Annotated in this window: 17 protein-coding genes and 2 pseudogenes; 9 read left to right on the forward strand and 10 right to left on the reverse strand. The window is 62.8% G+C overall.

Translation table 11 applies throughout. The features are described 5' to 3' along the window. Nucleotides 1–237, reverse strand: a 237-nt coding sequence (locus KO516_RS18355; protein WP_256444190.1) for an AraC family transcriptional regulator ligand-binding domain-containing protein, incomplete at its 3' end; no start/stop codon positions are given. A 629-nt stretch (nucleotides 238–866) separates the two neighbouring features. Between KO516_RS18355 and KO516_RS24810 the strand changes: the two genes are divergently transcribed. The 4 genes from KO516_RS24810 (at nucleotide 867) to KO516_RS18375 (ending at nucleotide 3,057) form a co-directional block, all read left to right on the forward strand. After that, on the forward strand, nucleotides 867–1,037 hold the full coding sequence (locus tag KO516_RS24810; RefSeq protein ID WP_371742110.1) for a hypothetical protein: 171 nt from the start codon (nucleotides 867–869) through the stop codon (nucleotides 1,035–1,037). 498 nt (nucleotides 1,038–1,535) lie between these two features. Next, entirely contained in the window at nucleotides 1,536–1,946 is a 411-nt protein-coding gene (locus tag KO516_RS18365) for a hypothetical protein (protein ID WP_216005251.1), read from the forward strand. A gap of 228 nt (nucleotides 1,947–2,174) precedes the next feature. Beyond that, entirely contained in the window at nucleotides 2,175–2,567 is a 393-nt protein-coding gene (locus KO516_RS18370; RefSeq protein WP_371742103.1) for an SDR family NAD(P)-dependent oxidoreductase, read from the forward strand. Between the two features lies 1 nt (nucleotide 2,568). Beyond that, nucleotides 2,569–3,057 carry a CoA transferase gene (locus KO516_RS18375; protein ID WP_216005401.1) on the forward strand — a complete coding sequence of 163 codons (489 nt, stop codon included), beginning with the start codon at nucleotides 2,569–2,571 and terminating at the stop codon, nucleotides 3,055–3,057. 28 nt (nucleotides 3,058–3,085) lie between these two features. Here the strand turns inward: KO516_RS18375 and KO516_RS18380 are convergent, their stop codons facing one another. The 8 genes and pseudogenes from KO516_RS18380 to KO516_RS24395 form a co-directional block, all read right to left on the reverse strand. Next, complete coding sequence (locus tag KO516_RS18380) at nucleotides 3,086–3,562, reverse strand: nitroreductase family protein (protein ID WP_371742111.1); 477 nt, start codon at nucleotides 3,560–3,562, stop codon at nucleotides 3,086–3,088. A gap of 30 nt (nucleotides 3,563–3,592) precedes the next feature. Further along, the gene (locus KO516_RS18385) at nucleotides 3,593–3,931 is read right to left on the reverse strand and encodes an AMP-binding protein (RefSeq protein ID WP_216005254.1); all 339 of its coding nucleotides are present in this window, start codon (nucleotides 3,929–3,931) and stop codon (nucleotides 3,593–3,595) included. Then, nucleotides 3,925–4,071, reverse strand: a complete 147-nt coding sequence (locus KO516_RS18390; protein ID WP_252737700.1) for a hypothetical protein — start codon at nucleotides 4,069–4,071, stop codon at nucleotides 3,925–3,927. Before KO516_RS18390 ends, KO516_RS18385 begins: the two co-directional genes overlap by 7 nt. A gap of 35 nt (nucleotides 4,072–4,106) precedes the next feature. Beyond that, the gene (locus KO516_RS18395; RefSeq protein ID WP_252737701.1) at nucleotides 4,107–4,523 is read right to left on the reverse strand and encodes an acyl-CoA dehydrogenase family protein; all 417 of its coding nucleotides are present in this window, start codon (nucleotides 4,521–4,523) and stop codon (nucleotides 4,107–4,109) included. Further along, nucleotides 4,507–4,761, reverse strand: a complete 255-nt coding sequence (locus tag KO516_RS24380) for a hypothetical protein (protein ID WP_252737702.1) — start codon at nucleotides 4,759–4,761, stop codon at nucleotides 4,507–4,509. Before KO516_RS24380 ends, KO516_RS18395 begins: the two co-directional genes overlap by 17 nt. Before the next feature lie 103 nt (nucleotides 4,762–4,864). Beyond that, nucleotides 4,865–5,359 (reverse strand): annotated as a pseudogene (locus KO516_RS24815) (phosphotransferase); the annotation flags it as partial. A gap of 177 nt (nucleotides 5,360–5,536) precedes the next feature. Continuing rightward, nucleotides 5,537–11,200, reverse strand: a complete 5,664-nt coding sequence (locus KO516_RS18405; protein WP_216005258.1) for a Hint domain-containing protein — start codon at nucleotides 11,198–11,200, stop codon at nucleotides 5,537–5,539. Nucleotides 11,201–11,844: 644 nt separating this feature from the next. Then, the gene (locus KO516_RS24395; protein WP_252737703.1) at nucleotides 11,845–12,012 is read right to left on the reverse strand and encodes a hypothetical protein; all 168 of its coding nucleotides are present in this window, start codon (nucleotides 12,010–12,012) and stop codon (nucleotides 11,845–11,847) included. Between KO516_RS24395 and KO516_RS24400 the strand changes: the two genes are divergently transcribed. The 5 genes and pseudogenes from KO516_RS24400 to KO516_RS24825 all read left to right on the forward strand — a co-directional run bounded on the left by KO516_RS24400 (nucleotide 12,011) and on the right by KO516_RS24825 (nucleotide 14,815). Beyond that, on the forward strand, nucleotides 12,011–12,265 hold the full coding sequence (locus KO516_RS24400; protein ID WP_252737704.1) for a hypothetical protein: 255 nt from the start codon (nucleotides 12,011–12,013) through the stop codon (nucleotides 12,263–12,265). The genes KO516_RS24395 and KO516_RS24400 overlap by 2 nt on opposite strands. 947 nt (nucleotides 12,266–13,212) lie before the next feature. Continuing rightward, nucleotides 13,213–13,368, forward strand: coding sequence for an IS66 family insertion sequence element accessory protein TnpB (tnpB, locus tag KO516_RS24405; protein WP_371742104.1), 156 nt, complete (start codon nucleotides 13,213–13,215; stop codon nucleotides 13,366–13,368). A gap of 196 nt (nucleotides 13,369–13,564) precedes the next feature. Then, nucleotides 13,565–14,139, forward strand: a pseudogene (locus KO516_RS18425) (IS66 family transposase zinc-finger binding domain-containing protein); the annotation flags it as partial. A gap of 284 nt (nucleotides 14,140–14,423) precedes the next feature. Then, nucleotides 14,424–14,600, forward strand: a complete 177-nt coding sequence (locus KO516_RS24820; RefSeq protein ID WP_216005259.1) for a DDE-type integrase/transposase/recombinase — start codon at nucleotides 14,424–14,426, stop codon at nucleotides 14,598–14,600. Further along, nucleotides 14,597–14,815, forward strand: coding sequence for an integrase core domain-containing protein (locus tag KO516_RS24825; RefSeq protein WP_216005260.1), 219 nt, complete (start codon nucleotides 14,597–14,599; stop codon nucleotides 14,813–14,815). The genes KO516_RS24820 and KO516_RS24825 overlap by 4 nt, the downstream gene beginning before the upstream one ends. A 269-nt stretch (nucleotides 14,816–15,084) precedes the next feature. Here KO516_RS24825 and KO516_RS18440 read toward each other — a convergent pair whose 3' ends face one another. Next, entirely contained in the window at nucleotides 15,085–16,563 is a 1,479-nt protein-coding gene (locus tag KO516_RS18440; RefSeq protein ID WP_216005261.1) for a PLP-dependent aminotransferase family protein, read from the reverse strand. Nucleotides 16,564–16,890 lie beyond the last annotated feature (327 nt).

Genomic DNA, 16,890 nt, shown 5'->3' on the forward strand with positions numbered 1-16,890 from the left:
CAAAGGGCGCACTCCACCGGAGGCGGAATATCCGCCAGCGTCCTTCAGATACCGTTTCAACGCAGCCTCGTTGCGGTTGACTGGCAGAGAGAGGTACTCGGCACCGATCAACACCCGGGTCTCGGCGGCGACGAACTGCACCGGCGTGCCGAAAAAGCGGGAATAGGCGACGGCCCCGGTAGGGGCGTAGTAGCAAAATCGCAACAACGGGATGCGTCGCCGCGCCAAGGATCGCATTGCACAACAGCGCAAAGCCGCCCGGGCGCATCGTATGGCCCGTCATGCCCAGCATTTCGTCGCCCATGTCCTGCGCCAGCGCGAACCAGAGCTGATCATAGCGCTGCAAGGTCATGGGGCCGTGGCGCTTTCGCTGATTGCCAAGGCAATTCCCGGGCCATCCTGCCCAGCCCGTCGCGCGCAGTGAAACGCCTCATCAATGAACACGGGAGGGGCGGGGGCGGTCAGGTCTGTCATGCGGGATTGATGGCATTATCGAAGGCACGCCGGTGGGTGACAAGGTGGTGCTGGTCAGGGCCGGTGTCACCCCTCCAGACCCTGGCCCGGCTTGGAAAAGCCTTGGAATTTGCCGATCTGATGGTGGCGATTTTTGCCAATCCGACGCAGAACGGCGAGGTCATCCGCCTTGATGGTGCGCTGCGCCTGATGGCGAAATAGGGGGGTGGCATGAGCTATGTACAGAACTTCGAGGCGGTGTGCACACAGCGCGGACGGGGCAAGGCTTCGGTCGGAGCCTTGGGCGAGTTGAGCCCAGTGGCGCTGGCCAGCGTGCCGCTCAGGGCGCTGAAAAAGCGCGCAAATCTCGATACGTCGGCGGTGGGGAGGTGGTGTTGGGCTGCGTCGACCCGGTGGTCGATCAGGGCACTGACATAGCCCGCACCGCAGCGCTGGAAGCAGGTTATGTCGAGTCTGTGCCGAGGGTGCAGGTCAACCGCTTTTGCGCCTCGGGACTCGAGGCTTGCGCCAACGCGGCAGGCAAAATCGCCAGCGGCGAAGCTGGGCTGGCGGCGTCGAAATGATGTGCCGTGTGCCGGTACTGGCCGATCGCGGCATCGCCATCGCGCGCAAATCGGTGCCGCAGGGGATCTCGACCGATCTGATCGCAATCTTGCGCAGATAAACCCGCGATGATGTGGATGCGCTGGCCGTGGAAAGGCAGAAACCTGCCGGGCGCGCGGGAGACGAAGGTCGCTTTGCCCGCAGCATCGTTTCGGTCAGGGATTGCAATATGCCGGTGCCGATCTGAAGATGGCCGGTGGGTTTTCGACCTGTCGGCAGAGCAGACGTGGTCCGTCATGGCCGGTGCCATGCTCAGCTTTTAGGCACTAGAGAACTGTGGAAAGCCGGTCGCGGCGGCGATCTACGGCCATTGCCTTGGCGGCGGTTTCTAGATGGCGCTGCCCCTACATGCGCGCTTTGCCGCAAACGATTCGGCCATCAGGATCGGCCTGCCAGAGGCCGGTCTTGGCCTGATACTGGGCTTTGGCGGCACCTAGCGGATGGTGCGATCGGCCCCGTTGCAAGAGGCCATCGCGGGTCTGCTCGACGGCGCGACCTATGACGGGGCGAGGGCTAAGGCATTGGGGCTGCTGATCGGGATGGTTCCCGCAGAGGACTTGCACCGCACGGCAACCGACTGGCTGCCTGCCAACGCGGACGTGCAACAGCCATGGATGGCGCGCGGCTTTCGCGGGCCCGGCGGGACAGCGGGTTTTGAGCGGTTTTTCCACGGTTTGAACGCGCGGTTCACACGCGACCGTGCGGACAAGCGGCCTGAACGGAGGTTGATCGCCGAGGCTGTCTATCACGAGTTGCAGATGCCAATCGAACCGGCGCTGCATCTGGAGACCCGCCGGTTCATCGAGCTCACGCGGAATCCTAGCGCCAGGGATGCCATGCAGAAGCGATTTTTCGGTCAGGCCGCCTGAAATCGCGACTCCTGTATTGCCGGACAGTAAGTGGCTTCTTAACTTATCGAAATAGTTACTGTCGACCTAAGGGTTTGAGGACGCCTGAGAAAAGACCGCACTGGTCACCGGGGCCTCATCCGGTCTAGGGTATCAATTCGCCCTGACGGGTCGCACAAGGGGCCGCCATTGCGGTGGCGGCGCGCAGGGTCGACAAGTTGGCCAATCCGGTGGCCGAGGTCGAAAGCCGTGGGCAGGGCGATGGCGTTCTCCTTCGATGCGGTCGATCCGGCCGCACCGGACAGTTGGTTCGACGCCGTGGCCGAGCGCATGGGTGTGCCTGCCTTCCTGTTTTACAACGCCGGGATCAGCTTGCGAGCCCGTGCCCACAAGGCGACTCTCGACGATTTCGAGCAGACCATGGCGGTGAATGTGCGCGCGTTATGGCGGTTGTCGCAGCTTTGCGCCGCACGTTGGATCAAGGCAGGGACGCAGGACTGTATCGTCAACATCTCGTCGATGCTTTCTGGGAAACCGATCAGGGCTGCGCCGAACCGGCCAAACTGCCGGCCCGGGCCTGATCTACGCCTCGGTCTAGGGTTACGGCCAGACCGGTCCCGACAGGAGACGCCCGGCGCATGATGTGACCTTTCAGAACCATGGAGGCGCGCTGGGCGAGCGGATCTGCGGCGCGGCCGATGGCGCGCCCTCCGCCGCGCTGCTTGGCGATACGATGCTGGCGCTTTACATTGCGGTCGGTATCCTTTCGGCCCTCGTGGCGGGCGACAAAACCGGGACAGGGACCTATATCGACATCGCCATGAGCGATGCGGTTCTGACGCTTCAGACCTCTTTCATCGCTGGCCATGAAACCGAATACGAGGCCTTGCCGCAACGCGATCCGGGCCATGCGCTGTATGAAACTTCGGATGGCGGCTCGCTGACCACTTCGATCGCGTATGAGGATGCCTACTGGGATCAGCTCCGCCGTGATGTGCAGCTCGCGAAAGGCATCAGCCTGACGCGGCCACAGCGGCTACTGTGCCTGCCGATTAAGTTCAGGGCTTGCGATACCCGCCCCGCTGCGCCCTGCGCCCGAGGTGGGGGGCTCAACGGCGAAGGCCTTGAATGATCTTTGCCCGGCCCTGCGCTGGGCGCTTTCAATCGTGGAAGGTCGCGAGCCGGTCCTGCGGTTCGTGCTCGGTGTGGAACCGGTTCGCCGGGTCGGACGTCTCCGTCATGGCCTTAGCGCGAATCACCATGCGGTTGTCGGGCAGTCCAAGCGGGTCGCGGATCGTTTCATGATAGGCGGCAAAGGCCTGTAGCGGGCAGAGTTCAAGGCTAGAGCCCCGCCCCGTGATCATGATGTTTTGCAGGAACATGCCGCAATCGAGCCATGCCCTCACCGGCAGGTCGCACTCGATGGAAAAGATCAGCCTGCCGGGCGCGACTAAGAAGGTGAAATTGCGCCTGTGCTGGGCGCGCATCCTGTGTTTTTTGTACCGCCCGATGCCAAGCGCGGCGTAAAGCCCGCAGCCGGTTGCCCGCCTGCGGGCAAGGTCGCGCTCGCGCCAAGGGGCAGGGCAATACCGATACGCTTTGCGGCCGGGATCCCCGGCATCGAAACGGGCGATGATGGCCGATGTTTGCCGGCCGCAGGCGTGACGTCATCCCATCCCGGCGCCGCGCCGGCGCTGAGCCGGACCTTGACGTCGCCGGTGATCTTGCCGATCTCGTGCGCCGTCGTCACCGCCGCCACGGCGACGGAATGTTCCAGCCGGTAGCTCATATCTTCTTTTGGTCAGCATGGTGACGCAGGGGATCGGGATCGCGTCGATCTTGTTGCAGCCGACCATGGCGATCTGCCATTCGGGAACACGCGGCAGCCTGATCAGCAGGCGGTCGCCTCTGCGCGCACCTTTGCCGGTCAGGTAATTGGCAAGGCGGTTGGTCCGATCAGCATGTCGGCATAGGTCAACCGGTGCGTCCATGTCCGAGATCAGCAAGTCGGCCCCCCGGGCTTGTCGCCGTCGGGTTCGACATCGCAGAAGATGATGGTAAAGCCCACGCCCTTGGCCCCGGTGATCAGCCATTTGACCCCATTGACGATAAACTCATCGCCATCATAGCGCGCCGTGGTCTTCATCTTTCGATGGGTCTGACCTCGCCCCCGAGGTTCGGTCATCGAAAGACAGGAGCGGAAATCGCCGGCGACGAAGGGCTTGAGCCAACGGCCTCGCTTGCCACGTTGTCGAGCAGGTTCATGTCGCCGCCCTCGGGCGCGGCGCAATGCATCGCAATTTGGCCAAGCGGCGACGGCCCGCAAGCCTCGAAGGCGATTGCCATGCTGACATGATCCAGCTCTATGCCGCCCCACCGTTCGGGCACTTGCGGCGCAAACAGCCCGGCCTCGCGCGCCAGACCATTGAGTTCGATGCGCAAATCCTCGGTCGGGCTGTGCGGGGTGTTGCGCGGGGCTTTCTCATAAGGTGCGATCATGCGCCATGGCAAAGGTTTCGATGCGCTGGCGCAACGCATCTTGTTCGAGGGCGGATCAAAGGCGATCATGGTACAATGTATGTCAGACGTGGCGGCCATTGGCGACGTCCATGCCAAAGCGCAGGAGGCCGTGGGCAAGATCGTCGAAATCGGCAAATCCGGGGCCGTCGGTGGCTCCGGTCTCGATGCGGCGGTAAAACTGCCGGAACACCACGGCGAGACGCAGCGTTGCCAGCATGCGAAAGAACTTGAGGCCCTGCAAATCCCGTCCGCTGACCTTGGGATAGAGCGCTGCTGCCGCCTCGCGCGTGGGAAAGCCGTGCCGGGCGGTGGGCATCTGGCACAGCAGGTGCTTGGCCTCGGAGTCCGCCGCCTCGGTCCGGTAGCTGAGCAGGGCGGCGAGATCGTAGAGCGGCTCGCCCAGCGTGCATATCCCAGTCGATCAGGGTGGGAGGCTCCAGCGGGTCCGGATCAAGGATGATGCTGTCGAACTTAAAGTCATTGTGGATCAGGTTCGGCGGGTCTGCCGTCACCGGCTGGTGTTTGTCGAGCCACGCCAGCAGCGTGCCTAGTTCGGCGGGGGGCGATTGCTCCCAACTCACGGTGGCACGCTTGGCCGAGCCGCGCTGGGCGCGCAGGGCAAAGGCCTTGGGCCGCCCAAGCTCGCCAAGACCGGAGGCCTGCGCATCGCCGCAGTGCAGCTTTGCCAGAACATCCACAATCTTGCCGCCCAGAAACTGCCCGATCAAACCCGGCCCGTCCATTGGTTTGTCGGGCGTAATTTCCTCTCCGGCCACGAGGCCGGCGCGGTATTCCCTCAGGAAAAACCGTGCTCCGATCACCTTGGGGTCGTCGCAGAACAGCTGGGCTTGGGGCACAAGGGGCAGGGTGGGCACGACGACGCGACAGAATACCCAATTCGCGCGCCATATCATTCGCACCCACAGACACCGGATCCGCCGAGGGCCGCCTCAGCACCACAAGCTGACCATCGACACCGAGAGGCACCAGACATGGCTGCAAGCGCGCCGGGCGCTTGAGCAAGTCGCGGACATTGGCGGCGGCGCGCTTCGATCAGACGAAGACCCCGAATCCGATTTGCAGATTTGATCTCATGGCGAGACCCCGGCAGGGCGCAGCTCAGGCGGGATCGTGCCCGCGAGCGATCTTCTTGGAAGGAACGGGCGTGCCAGTGCGACAGGGTATGTCGGCGCCTCGTCGTCCGTATTTATTGCGGTGGCGAAAACCGGGAAGAGCTTGCGGAATTCAGTCTGCTCTGGGTTGGGCATCATCTGGAGTGACATCCTGCCCGGGAAGAAGCTTTCGGTTGCAAGGCCCTCGGAAAAGATGACCTGATGTTCCTCAAACATCAGGTGGATATAGGTCACGGTTCGCTTTCCACGGGCAATCCGAACGCCTTTCATGGTCTCTGCCAGATGGATCGAGCGGGCGAAGTTGTCCTGCCCGATCAGAACCCCGTGCTGGCGCGACACGAGCAGGTCGCGCTCTGCCCCCAGAGTCCCGCGCCGGATCAGTACCGGAAGCAATTCCGGACGGGATGTGAGTTCATCATGCGAAACCTCCCTGCTCCCGATCCAGACAATGCGCTGTGGCCCATTGTCGAGCGTGCAGACAAGGCTCCCCACGCGCAGATCGTCGATTGCCACGTTGCCAGTGGGCGTCAGGATGGCGGTGCCCGAGGTGAAGCAGACCACACCGGTATTGTCGGCCGAATAGCTCGAGGCAGTCGCCCCCTGCATGGTAAGAGACCCGGTCCCGAACTGGGTATTGTCCGTGTAATCGACGGCGTTGCCCCGATCGTCCAGCGTGTTCGATTGGTTGAGAATGCCATCGTCTGACTGATCGGCGCGCAACTGGCTGGGGTTGTCATAAAAGCCCGACAGATCAATGAAATCGTTGTTGGTGCTATCCCCGTCATTCAGGGCGCCGGTATTGCCGTAATTGAAATCGGTGATCGTGTCGTTGCCGTCACCGGCGTGGTAGACAAATACATCGTTGCCGTCACCGCCGCTCAGGCTGTCATGGTCAACGCCGCCTTCCAGCGTGTCGTTGCCATCGCCGCCCTCGAGCGTGTCGTTGCCGCCAGAGGCGACGAGGCTGTCATCCCCCGCGCCGCCGACAAGGCTGTCATCGCCAGCCGAGTTCATCAGCGTATCGTTTCCGTCGCCGCCGACCAGCGTGTCCTGCCCCAGACCCGTGGTCAGGTAGTCGTCGCCAGCGCCGCCGTCGATATAATCATCGCCGTCGCCCCCGGCGATGGTGTCGTTGCCCGCGCCGCCATCGATGGAATCATTGCCATCGCTGCCATCAATGGAATCGGTCCCAGTGCCGCCGAGTATGGTGTCGAGGCCGGCTCCGCCCACCAGCGTATCGTCACCGTCACCACCCGACAGGCTGTCGTTGCCGAGATCTCCTGATAGGCTGTCGTCTCCCGCCGCGCCGTCGACGGTGTCGTTTCCATCCCCGGCTCTGACGGTATCGGCGCCGCTGCCACCAAGCACCGAGTCATCCCCGCCCAGGGCGTCGATCTCGATGCCGAGGCTGTCGGCGGTGGCGTCGACAAGATCGGCCCAGTCCGTCAGGATCAGATATTCGATGTTATCGAAGGTCAGGGTGCTTGTGCCATCGGTGATGGTTCCAGAGGCATCTCCGGTGAAGGTCACCGTGACAGGCACGTTCAGCGCGCTCAGATCTATGGTGTCGCGCGCATCTCCGCCGTGAATGGTGTCGGTCCCGAAGCCATTCTGGACGATGAACGTGTCGGCGCCGGTGCCGCCATCCAGAATGTCGTTGCCAGCACCGCCGGTCAGCGTGTCATCGCCGGCGCCGCCGGACAGCGTGTCGGCCCCTGCGCCGCCCAGCAGGCTGTCGCTGCCGTCTTCTCCTTCCAGAACGTCGTTGCCCGCGCCACCGGTCAGCGTGTCGGCCCCGCCGCCTGCCGCGACCGAGGTACCAGCGCTGTCGGCTGAAGCATAAAGGAAATCGGCCTGTTCGGTCAGCCACAGACGTTCGGTTTCGACGAAACTGGCGGCGCTTGTGCCGTCAGTGATCGTGCCCGCCTCATCGCCAGAAAAGATGACCGTGGCACCGGCGCTGAGCGCCCTGAGATTGATCAGGTCGGCGTCGGCGCCGCCTTCGCCGCCGGTGATGGTATCGGCGCCGAACCCGTCCTCCTGAACGATGGTGTCGGCCCCGTCGCCACCGGCAAGGAGATCGCCGCCTGTGCCGCCCAGCAGGCTGTCGTCGCCTGTGCCGCCCAGCAGGGTATCGGCCCCGGCGCCACCGGCAAGTGTGTCGGCACCATCGCCCCCCTCGAGGGAATCGGCGTCCTCGCCGCCGCCGATGAGATCATTGCCGATGCCACCGAGGATAGTGTCACTGCCGGCCCCGCCGAGCAGCGTATCGTTGCCATAGCCGCCGTCGATGGAATCGGCGTCCTCGCCGCCATCGATGGAATCATTTCCGTCGTCCCCGAGTATGGTGTCGCGGCCGGCTCCGCCGGTCAGCGTATCGTTCCCGTCACCGCCCCGCAGGCTATCGTCTCCGACATCCCCGGCCAGGCTGTCGTCACCTGCCGCACCGTCGATGGTGTCGTTGCCTTCCCCACCTCTGACTGTATCCGCTCCGCCGCCGCCCAGCACCGAGTCGGCTCCGCCCATTGCGTCAATCTCGGTGCCGAGGTTGTCGAGGGTCGCGTCGACAAGGTCGGCACCTTCGGACAGGATCAGGTACTCGATGGCCTCGAAGGTCAGCGTGCTGGTGCCATCGGTGATGGTCCCGGCGGCATCCCCGGTGAACGTCACCGTGACCGCCGCGCTCAGCGCGTTCATGTCGATGGTGTCCCGCCCGTTGCCGCCGCGAATGGTATCGCTGCTGAAACCGTCGAGGACGATGAAGGTATCGCCCCCCTCGCCACCTTCGAGCAGATCGTTGCCGATGCCGCCGATCAGCGTGTCGTCGCCTGCGCCGCCAAAAAGAGTGGTGCCGGCGGTGGTCGCACTGGCGTCGAGCCGGTCGGCGCCAGCGGTGCCCTGCACAGCCTCGATCTCGGTGAAGGACGCGCTGCCGCTGCTGCCGAAAAAGCTCCCCGTGCCGGCCTCGTCGCCGGTGAACAGAACATCGGCGCCGCTGGACCCGCCGGCGTTTTCGAACGCCAATGTGTCATCGCCCACCCCGGTTTCCCCGCCGACGATGATGTCGTTGCCATCGCCGCCGCGCATCTGGATGTTGTCGCCGTCGTCCTGGCCAAGGACCGTGTCGTCACCACCCCCACCGGTCAGGCTGTCCTGGCCGAGGCCGCCATGAATGGTGTCGGACCCATCTCCGCCATCGACCGTATCGCCGCCAGCGCCACCCAGCACCGAATCCGCGCCGCCCATGGCATCGATGTCGGCGCCAATGCTGTCGGCGCTGGCATCCACCAGATCGGCGTAATTTGTGAGGACGAGATGTTCGGTCTCTGTAAAGGTGACGGTATTGGTGCCATCCGTGATCGACCCGGCCGAATCGGCGGTATAGGTGGCCGTGACGCTGTGGCTGACGGCGTTTAGATGAATGGTGTCGTAATCGACGCCACCCTCGCCGCCGGTCACCGTGTCGGCGCCGAAACTGTTCTCGACCACGAATGTGTCGGAATCGTCGCCGCCGTCGAGGCTGTCGTTTCCGGTTCCCCCATACAGCGTGTCATCTCCGGCCCCACCCTGAAGGGTGTCGATGCCGTCGCCGCCGTCCAGCACATCCGCGCCGGCACTGCCAATCATCGAATCGTCGCCATCCCTGCCTTCGATCCGTTCGACGCCAGTCATCGTATAGCCGGAAAAATCCACCGTATCGTCGCCCGAGGTGGCGATGATACGGTCATAGCCGGCACCGCCGTCGATCTCTTCGATGCTGGTCAGGTTGGCGAGGCCGCTTTCGACATAGAGTACATCGCTGCTGGTCGAGCCTTCGATCTTGTCGTAGCCATCGCCGCCGTCGATCTGATCCAGCCCGCCGCTCGATCCGTAGATCGTGAAGCTGTCGTCGCCGCCGCCGCCGATCAGCGTGTCATTGCCGCTGTTGCCGTAGATGTAATCGCCGCTGGCGGAGCCGATGATCGAATCGTTGCCGGCGCCGCCGTCGATCTGCTCGATGCTTGTGAGGATCGGACCGCTGGAGAAATCCAGCGTATCGTCGCCCGAGGTGGCGATGATACGGTCATAGCCGGCACCGCCGTCGATCTCTTCGATGCTGGTCAGGTTGGCGAGGCCGCTTTCGACAAAGAGTACATCGCTGCTGGTCGAGCCTTCGATCTTGTCGTAGCCATCGCCGCCGTCGATCTGATCCAGCCCACCGCCCGATCCGTAGATCGAGAAGCTGTCGTCGCCGTCGCCGCCGATCAGCGTGTCATTGCCGCTGTTGCCGTAGATGAAATCGCCGCTGGCGGTGCCGATGATCGAATCGTTGCCCGCGCCGCCGTCGATCTGCTCGATGCTTGTGAGGATCGGACCGCTGGAGAAATCCAGCGTATCGTCGCCCGAGGTGGCGATGATACGGTCATAGCCCGCACCGCCGTCGATCTCTTCGATGCTGGTCAGGTTGGCGAGGCCGCTTTCGACATAAAGTACATCGCTGCTGGTTGAGCCTTCGATCTTGTCGTAGCCATCGCCGCCATCGATCTGATCCAGCCCACCGCCCGAGCCGTAGATCGAGAAGCTGTCGTCGCCGCCGCCGCCGATTAGCGTGTCATTGCCGCTGTTGCCGTAGATGTAATCGCCGCTGGCGGTGCCGATGATCGAGTCGTTTCCGGCGCCGCCGTCGATCTGCTCGATGCTTGTGAGGATCGGACCGCTGGAGAAATCCAACGTATCGTCGCCCGAGGTGGCGATGATACGGTCATAGCCCGCACCGCCGTCGATCTCTTCGATGCTGGTCAAGTTGGCGAGGCCGCTTTCGACGTAGAGTATGTCGTTGCTGGACCATCCCTCGATCTTGTCATAGCCATCGCCGCCGTCGATCTGATCCAGCCCGCCGCCCGATCCGTAGATCAAGAAGCTGTCGTCGCCGCCGCCGCCGATCAGCGTGTCATTGCCGCTGTTGCCGTAGATGAAATCGCCGCTGGCGGAGCCGATGATCGAATCGTTGCCCGAACCGCCGTCGATCAGCTCGATGCTTGTGAGCGTATACCCCACAGACAGGTCGATCGTGTCATCGCCCGATGTGCCCCGGATCACATCATACCCATCGCCGCCGTCGATCACCTCGACGCTGGTGAGGTTGCTCAGTCCGCTGCTGACGTTGAAGACATCGTTGCTGGAGGAGCCTTGCCAGGTATCGGTGCCCGCGCCACCGTCGATCTGGTCGAGCCCGGCGCCGCTGCCGTGAATCGAAAACGTGTCGTTCCCGTCGCCGCCCGTCAGCGTGTCGTCGCCGCCACCGCCGTAGAAACTGTCGTCGCCCTCGCCGCCATCAAAGTCTTCAGAACCGCCGCTGCCGGTGAAACTGTCGTTGCCGGCACTGCCGATGATGGTGAAATACTCGAACTCCGTCGATGGGCCGAGCTGCGCGTCAAAAGGGCCGCTGGCGCTGGCGTCGCCAATGACGAAAACCGTTGTCCCGTCGTTGATCGACAGTTTGCCGGTGCTCGCCACAAAGGCGATCTGATGTGTATTCGGCAGGCCGGAAAGATCGAGACTGTGCCCGCCTGCGGATTCCGCAATCGAGTTCCAGAAGTCGGGGTCATTCCAGTTGGCCAGATCGACCAGATAAACAGTCATGGGCGCATGTCCGAAGTTGCGCCCCAAGGTTATGCCGCCGCCGTAAAGATATGATTGACTTCGAAAACATGAATCTAAGCGTCCCATCCCGGCAGATGGTACAAGGGGTCAATGACAGGCTCGGGACCGTGCCGATGCGTCATCGCCTGCAAACCCCTGCTTTCTGCGAGCGGCTGATCGCGGCAGCGCGGGGGGCGGACATGGCGCCGCCGCGCCGTCTTCGATTCCTTGCATCGGCCCCATTGAAATATCGCTGATCGAGACGCTGTAACAGCTTGCGCCGCCTGCAGGTCGTGCAGCAGGTACCTGCGAAAGATCTGCGCGCAGCGACGTCCGGGTTCAGAGACTGCCCGCCGCAGTCCGCATATGCGGTTCCGGTACAGTCCTGGCAAGGATGAGGCGGGTCAGTGTCAGCCGGATGCGTCATGGACGCTGCGCCCTTTGTTGCCTGTCGGACATCAGATCGTAGACAGGGTCCGAAAAGCGCACGAATAGGGGGGCGTGGGATCACAGACAGGCGCGAGGCGACATCTACGTCGACGATTTTATCGAAAATCGCCCGCTGATCGCCCGGGCCTGCGTTCGAGGAAGGATCCGGTGTAAGACATCGCTAGGCGCGGCTGGCGAAGGATCACGGTCAGCCGTCAGTTGTCACTGCCTTGCGTACGGCGATCCATACACTGCAACTGTTCGATCCGGGCGAGGCATGGGAATACGGCACCGGCATCGAGTGGGTGAGGCAGGTGGTCGAAGACATCCGGGGCAAGCACCTTGGCATGGTGATGCGCGCGGATCTTCGATCCTCTGGCCATGGACAAGATCGCCTTCACTCGCACCGAGGCGATGAAGCAGCGCACAGCCACCAATCACGCCCGCCGAGAGGACGGCGCGCTGACGCCGCTGGACGGAGCCGCCTTGCCGGACACGCCCGAAATCGACATGGGCGGGCACCGGCTTTACGCCACGGCGCCCGAATACATGAAGATCACCCGCATGTGGTTAAACGATGGTGACGGTCCTCGAGGGCGGGTTCTGAGGGGCTTTGTTGTGTGGTTCACTGCGTGAAAACAGAATGATAGCTAGGTATTTAGACCCGGCAGTTGGTGGATCGGATCGAGAATGAAACGATCTGACTCTGATGTCCGGATTTTGCAGACGTATTCGTAAGGCGCGAGCCTGTTGAGGGTCTTGAACTTGCGGGCAAAAATAAACGCCGCCATGACGTCGGTGAGGTGCGTGCGCGGCAGGTCGAGGCTGGCGTGGTGATATCGTTTAACGGTCGCGATCCTTGATCGTGCGGTTCATCCGCTCAACCTGGCCGCCCCTCGGGCAAACAGTCCCCCGGACTGTTTCCTGTTCTTCGCGGCTCCAAGGATGGTTCTGCTTGGTGAGCCGATGCTCGATCCCGTTCGCCTCGCAGATCATAGCAAACCGCAGCTGCCTGGATGATGCGTGTTCCGATTGCGGGGCTGCTCGGCGAATTGGATGTCGTTATCCATTGTCCGGCAGTTGATTGGTATCCCTCCGGCGGGGGCCGCCTGACGGGGCGCTGGAGGCGATGATAAGTCCGACGTTATGGTCGACCTTACGTTCACACCGCAGATCGCGATCCTGTCCGCCAAGGATGCCCCGCGTCGTCGGCACTGGAGCGATGCCGACAAGATCAGGGTTGTCTAGGAAAGCCATCGGGGTCATCGGCAGGTCTCAGCGACAGCGCGGCGGCATGGCATCTGCCGTTCGCTGCTGACCGTCTGGCGGGGACAATATCAGGACGGCGAGCTCGCGAACGCAAGCGGCCCTGCTTTCGTGCCGGTGAAGATGGCGCCGGACATTGATACCCAGTCGTCGCGGCAGCCGGCTTCCGACGTCCAGCTCGAGATCGTTCTGAGGAGCGGGCGGCGCCTGCTCGTGCCGGCTTCGGTGGACCCGGACGCATTGGCCCGACTGCTGCCGATCCTCGAGGGCAAATCATCGCCTTCCCGGCGGGGGTGCGCGTTTGGATCGCCGGTGGGGTGACCGACATACGGCGCGGCATGAACACGCTGGCGCTGACGGTCCAGCAAGGGCTCGGGCGCGATCCACATGCCGGAGAGATCTTCTGCTTTCGCGGCCGCAAAGGCGAGCTGGTCAAGCTGCTGTGGCACGACGGCGTGGGCATGTCGCTGTAAAGGCCGGGAAGGTCATCTGGCCGAGCAGCGGCACCGGCGAGGCCGTGCAGATCTCGGCAGCCCAACTCGGCTATCTCCTGGAGGGGATAGACTGGCGCAATCCGCGGTGGACACAACGCCCAGCAAAGGCAGAATAATAGTTTGCGAAAGCCCATATTTTGTTGGGCCCACCATCCGCTCGGAGTCTGCTTCGGGCGTGTCCGACACCGCTTCAGAGATTGCCCGACTGCGCGCTGCCCTGGCGGCGTCAGAGGCCCGCGCCGCGGTCGCCGAGAGCGAGCTGGCGCAGGCTCGTGCGGTGGTCTCGACCTTTGAGGCCATGATCAAGCACGTCAAGCTGGAGATCGCCAAACTCCGGCGCGCCCACTACGGCCACAGCGCCGAACGCCGTGCCCGCCAGATCGATCAGATGGAGATGCAACTCGAGGAACTCAAGGCCGCCGCCACCGAGGAGAGATCGCCGCCGGGAAGGCGAAGACCTTAGCGCTCGCCGGGTTCGAGCGCCGCCGCCCGCGCGCAAGCCATTCCCCGCGTACCCGCCACGCGAGCGCGTGGTGATCGGCGCCCTGACGGCTGCTTTTGCTGTGGGTCGGACCGCATCGTGAAGATGGGTTAGGAGTTACCGAGACGCTCGAGGACATCCCGCGGCAGTGGAAGGTGATCCAGACCGTTCGGGAGAAGTTCACGTGCCGGGCCTGCGAGAAGATCAGCCAGCCGCCAGCGCCCTTCCATCCCACGCTGCGGGGATGGGCTGGACCGAATCTGCTGGCATTCGCCAGCCGGATGCTACGGGGGCTACTGGTGCAAGATGGCTTTAAAATCGGGCGGTTGCTCGTTGCCACGCTGATGAAGCGGATGGACATCGAAGCGCTCTATCGCGAACCGAACACCTCGAAACCGGCGCCGGGGCACAAAATCTACCCCTATCTGCTGCGGAAACGGCCCATCACACGGCCCAAGCAGGTCTGTGCGAAGGACATAACCTACATTCCGATGGCGCGCGGGTTCATCTACCTTGCCGCTGTGCTCGACTGGTTCACCCGCCCCGTCCTGGCATGGCGCGTGTCGATCACGCTGTAGCGAATTTCTGCATTGAGGCCCACGAGGAGGCGCTTGCACGCCACAGCGCGCCCGAGATCTTCAACACGGATCAGGGCAGCCAGTTCACATCGCCCGACTTCATCAAGCTCTTGGCGAGCCGGGAGATCAAGATCAGCATGGATGGCAAATGAGGGTGGCGCGACAACGTCTTCGTGGAGCACCTCTGGAGAACCATCAAATACGAAGAGGTCTACCTGCGGGCTATGCCAGCGTCTCGGAAGCACGCGCCGGGCTCGGCCGCTATCTCGGCCTCTACAGCAGCCGCCGCCCACATTCATCGCTTGACGGCAAAACCCCCGATCAGGCCAATTTCATCCAGCCGCTGCCCGAAGCGGCCGCGGTTTAACCAAGGCGGAAATCCACTTAGAAAAAGCCCGGAACCTGTACAGATAATGGGGGGAGCTCACATTGAGTTCCAAGGCCTCCAAGACTGTGCGGCACAAGACTTCAGGTTCTCGGAAAACCATCTGACGAGGAGGCGCGGGAGGCCAAGTGCAGGGCTTCGATGCACTGTTCGTCCCGGTCAGGGCATTTGGCGTAAGGCTCATCCCCATCGATCACCACATCGGGCATGACCGGCGAGCCCGACGCAGGTTTTGCGGGTCAGGACCGTTCTCAGCTGATAGGCGCATAACCGTCAGCGGAGCACGAAATGATGTCAAAGAGGGTGTCGACCGCCCGAACAATCTGCTCTGCATCGAGCGATGAATAGCCCAGCACCAGAGTCCGGTCGGGAGCGTCCGGGTTAAAATCGTAGGCAGCGCCGCTGGACAGGGCATAGACGCCAACGCCCCGTTCGCGGGCACGCATCTGTATGTCGCGCGCGCAGGGAAAGTCTGGAGGCAGGTGCCAGACGAGGTGCAGACCGCTTTCCTGACCGGATAGCTGTACATCCCCAAACCGCTTGGTGAGCGCGGCGATAAGGCTATTGCGACGGGCACGGTAGATTTTGGTCAGCTTTCGCATGTGCCGGTCGAAATGTCCGTCCAGCAGGAATTCCGACAGCGCCCGCTGCTCAAGCCAGGATTGGCCGTTGCTCATCCGCGCCTTCAGCATGCGTGCCTCGCTCCAGTGGAAGCGGGGAACAACCGCAAAACCGACCCGCAATCCAGCGCCTACGGATTTGGAGAATGTGCCGATATAGAACACCCGCCGCCCCTCATCCAGCCCGGCCAGCGCCGTCAGCGGCGGACCATCGTATCGGAAGTCGCTGTCATAATCGTCTTCGATGATATAGCTGTCGGTGTCTTCTGCCCATCTGAGCAGCGCCAGCCGACGGCTCAAAGGCAAGGTCGCCCCGGTCGGAAACTGATGCGACGGGGTTACATAGATCAGGCTTCGCCCGCTTTCGGGCAGAAGGTCGGTTTGCAGCCCTTCGCCATCCACCGGCACCGCGTCGATTTCCATGTCCCGGGCGCGGAACACCATCGAGGCACCCACATAGCAAGGCGTCTCGATGGCAAGCCTTTCGGACCGCGTCCGCAGCAATTCAACCACGAGGTTCAGCGCCTCCTGGCCCCCTGACGTGACAATGATCTGGTCAGGGCTGGCGATGACACCTCGGCTACGGCCGAGATATTCGGCGATTGCACGGCGCAATTCCGGCAGTCCCGCGGGATCAGAGTAATCGGTCAAATAGTGCGATTCACGATCCAGCAGCCTCGCGACGATGCGACGCCATATGGGTAAAGGGAAGGCGCTCGCAGCCGAACGACCAACCCAGAAATCCAATGCGGGCCGGTCATCTCCGCCCCCCGGTGATCCGGCAAAACACAGCACCGCCTCTGGCGGATCTTCGGGCCTTGGCCCGTTGTCTGGCGCAGGGCGGCTGCTGATCCGCAGCAGGTCGTCTGGCAGGATCTCAGAGACAAAGAATCCCTTGGTGCTGCGCGACTCGACATAGCCTTCTGCCGCGAGCCGGTCATAGGCGATACTCACCGTGTTGCGCGATACACTGTGGCGCATAGCCAGGTTTCGGGTCGGCGGCAGCGCCACCCCCGCCGCCAAGCGACCATCGAGAATCAACTTGCGGATCTGGTCGAAAATCTGCGCCTGAAGCGGTTTCTCGGCATCAAGATGAAGGATGAGTTCCATGCAAGCATTCCCTTAGTCACTCGAAACACCCTCGACCACGATCAAGAATCCAGTTCAGTTTACGACGGCGTGCCTGAAAAAGCATCATTTCGGATAGGGACGCCGACGGTCTCTAAGGTCCGTGAAATCCAGAAGTTCACAATCGCCCGACATTTGAGCGAATTTCGGACCCTAAGATCAAATGCTGTACGTCTTGATGTTGGGCGGTGGGGGGAATTCCAGCCAATGACGTTGGCACCATTATTTTTGTCATACTTGGCCCTTCGTGCCGCCAAGCCCGGCCACCTATAACTTTCGACAAGCCGCAAACATAGCCTTCCGCGGACC

Origin of the sequence: Citreicella sp. C3M06, assembly GCF_018860705.1 — a bacterium.
GTDB lineage: Bacteria > Pseudomonadota > Alphaproteobacteria > Rhodobacterales > Rhodobacteraceae > Salipiger.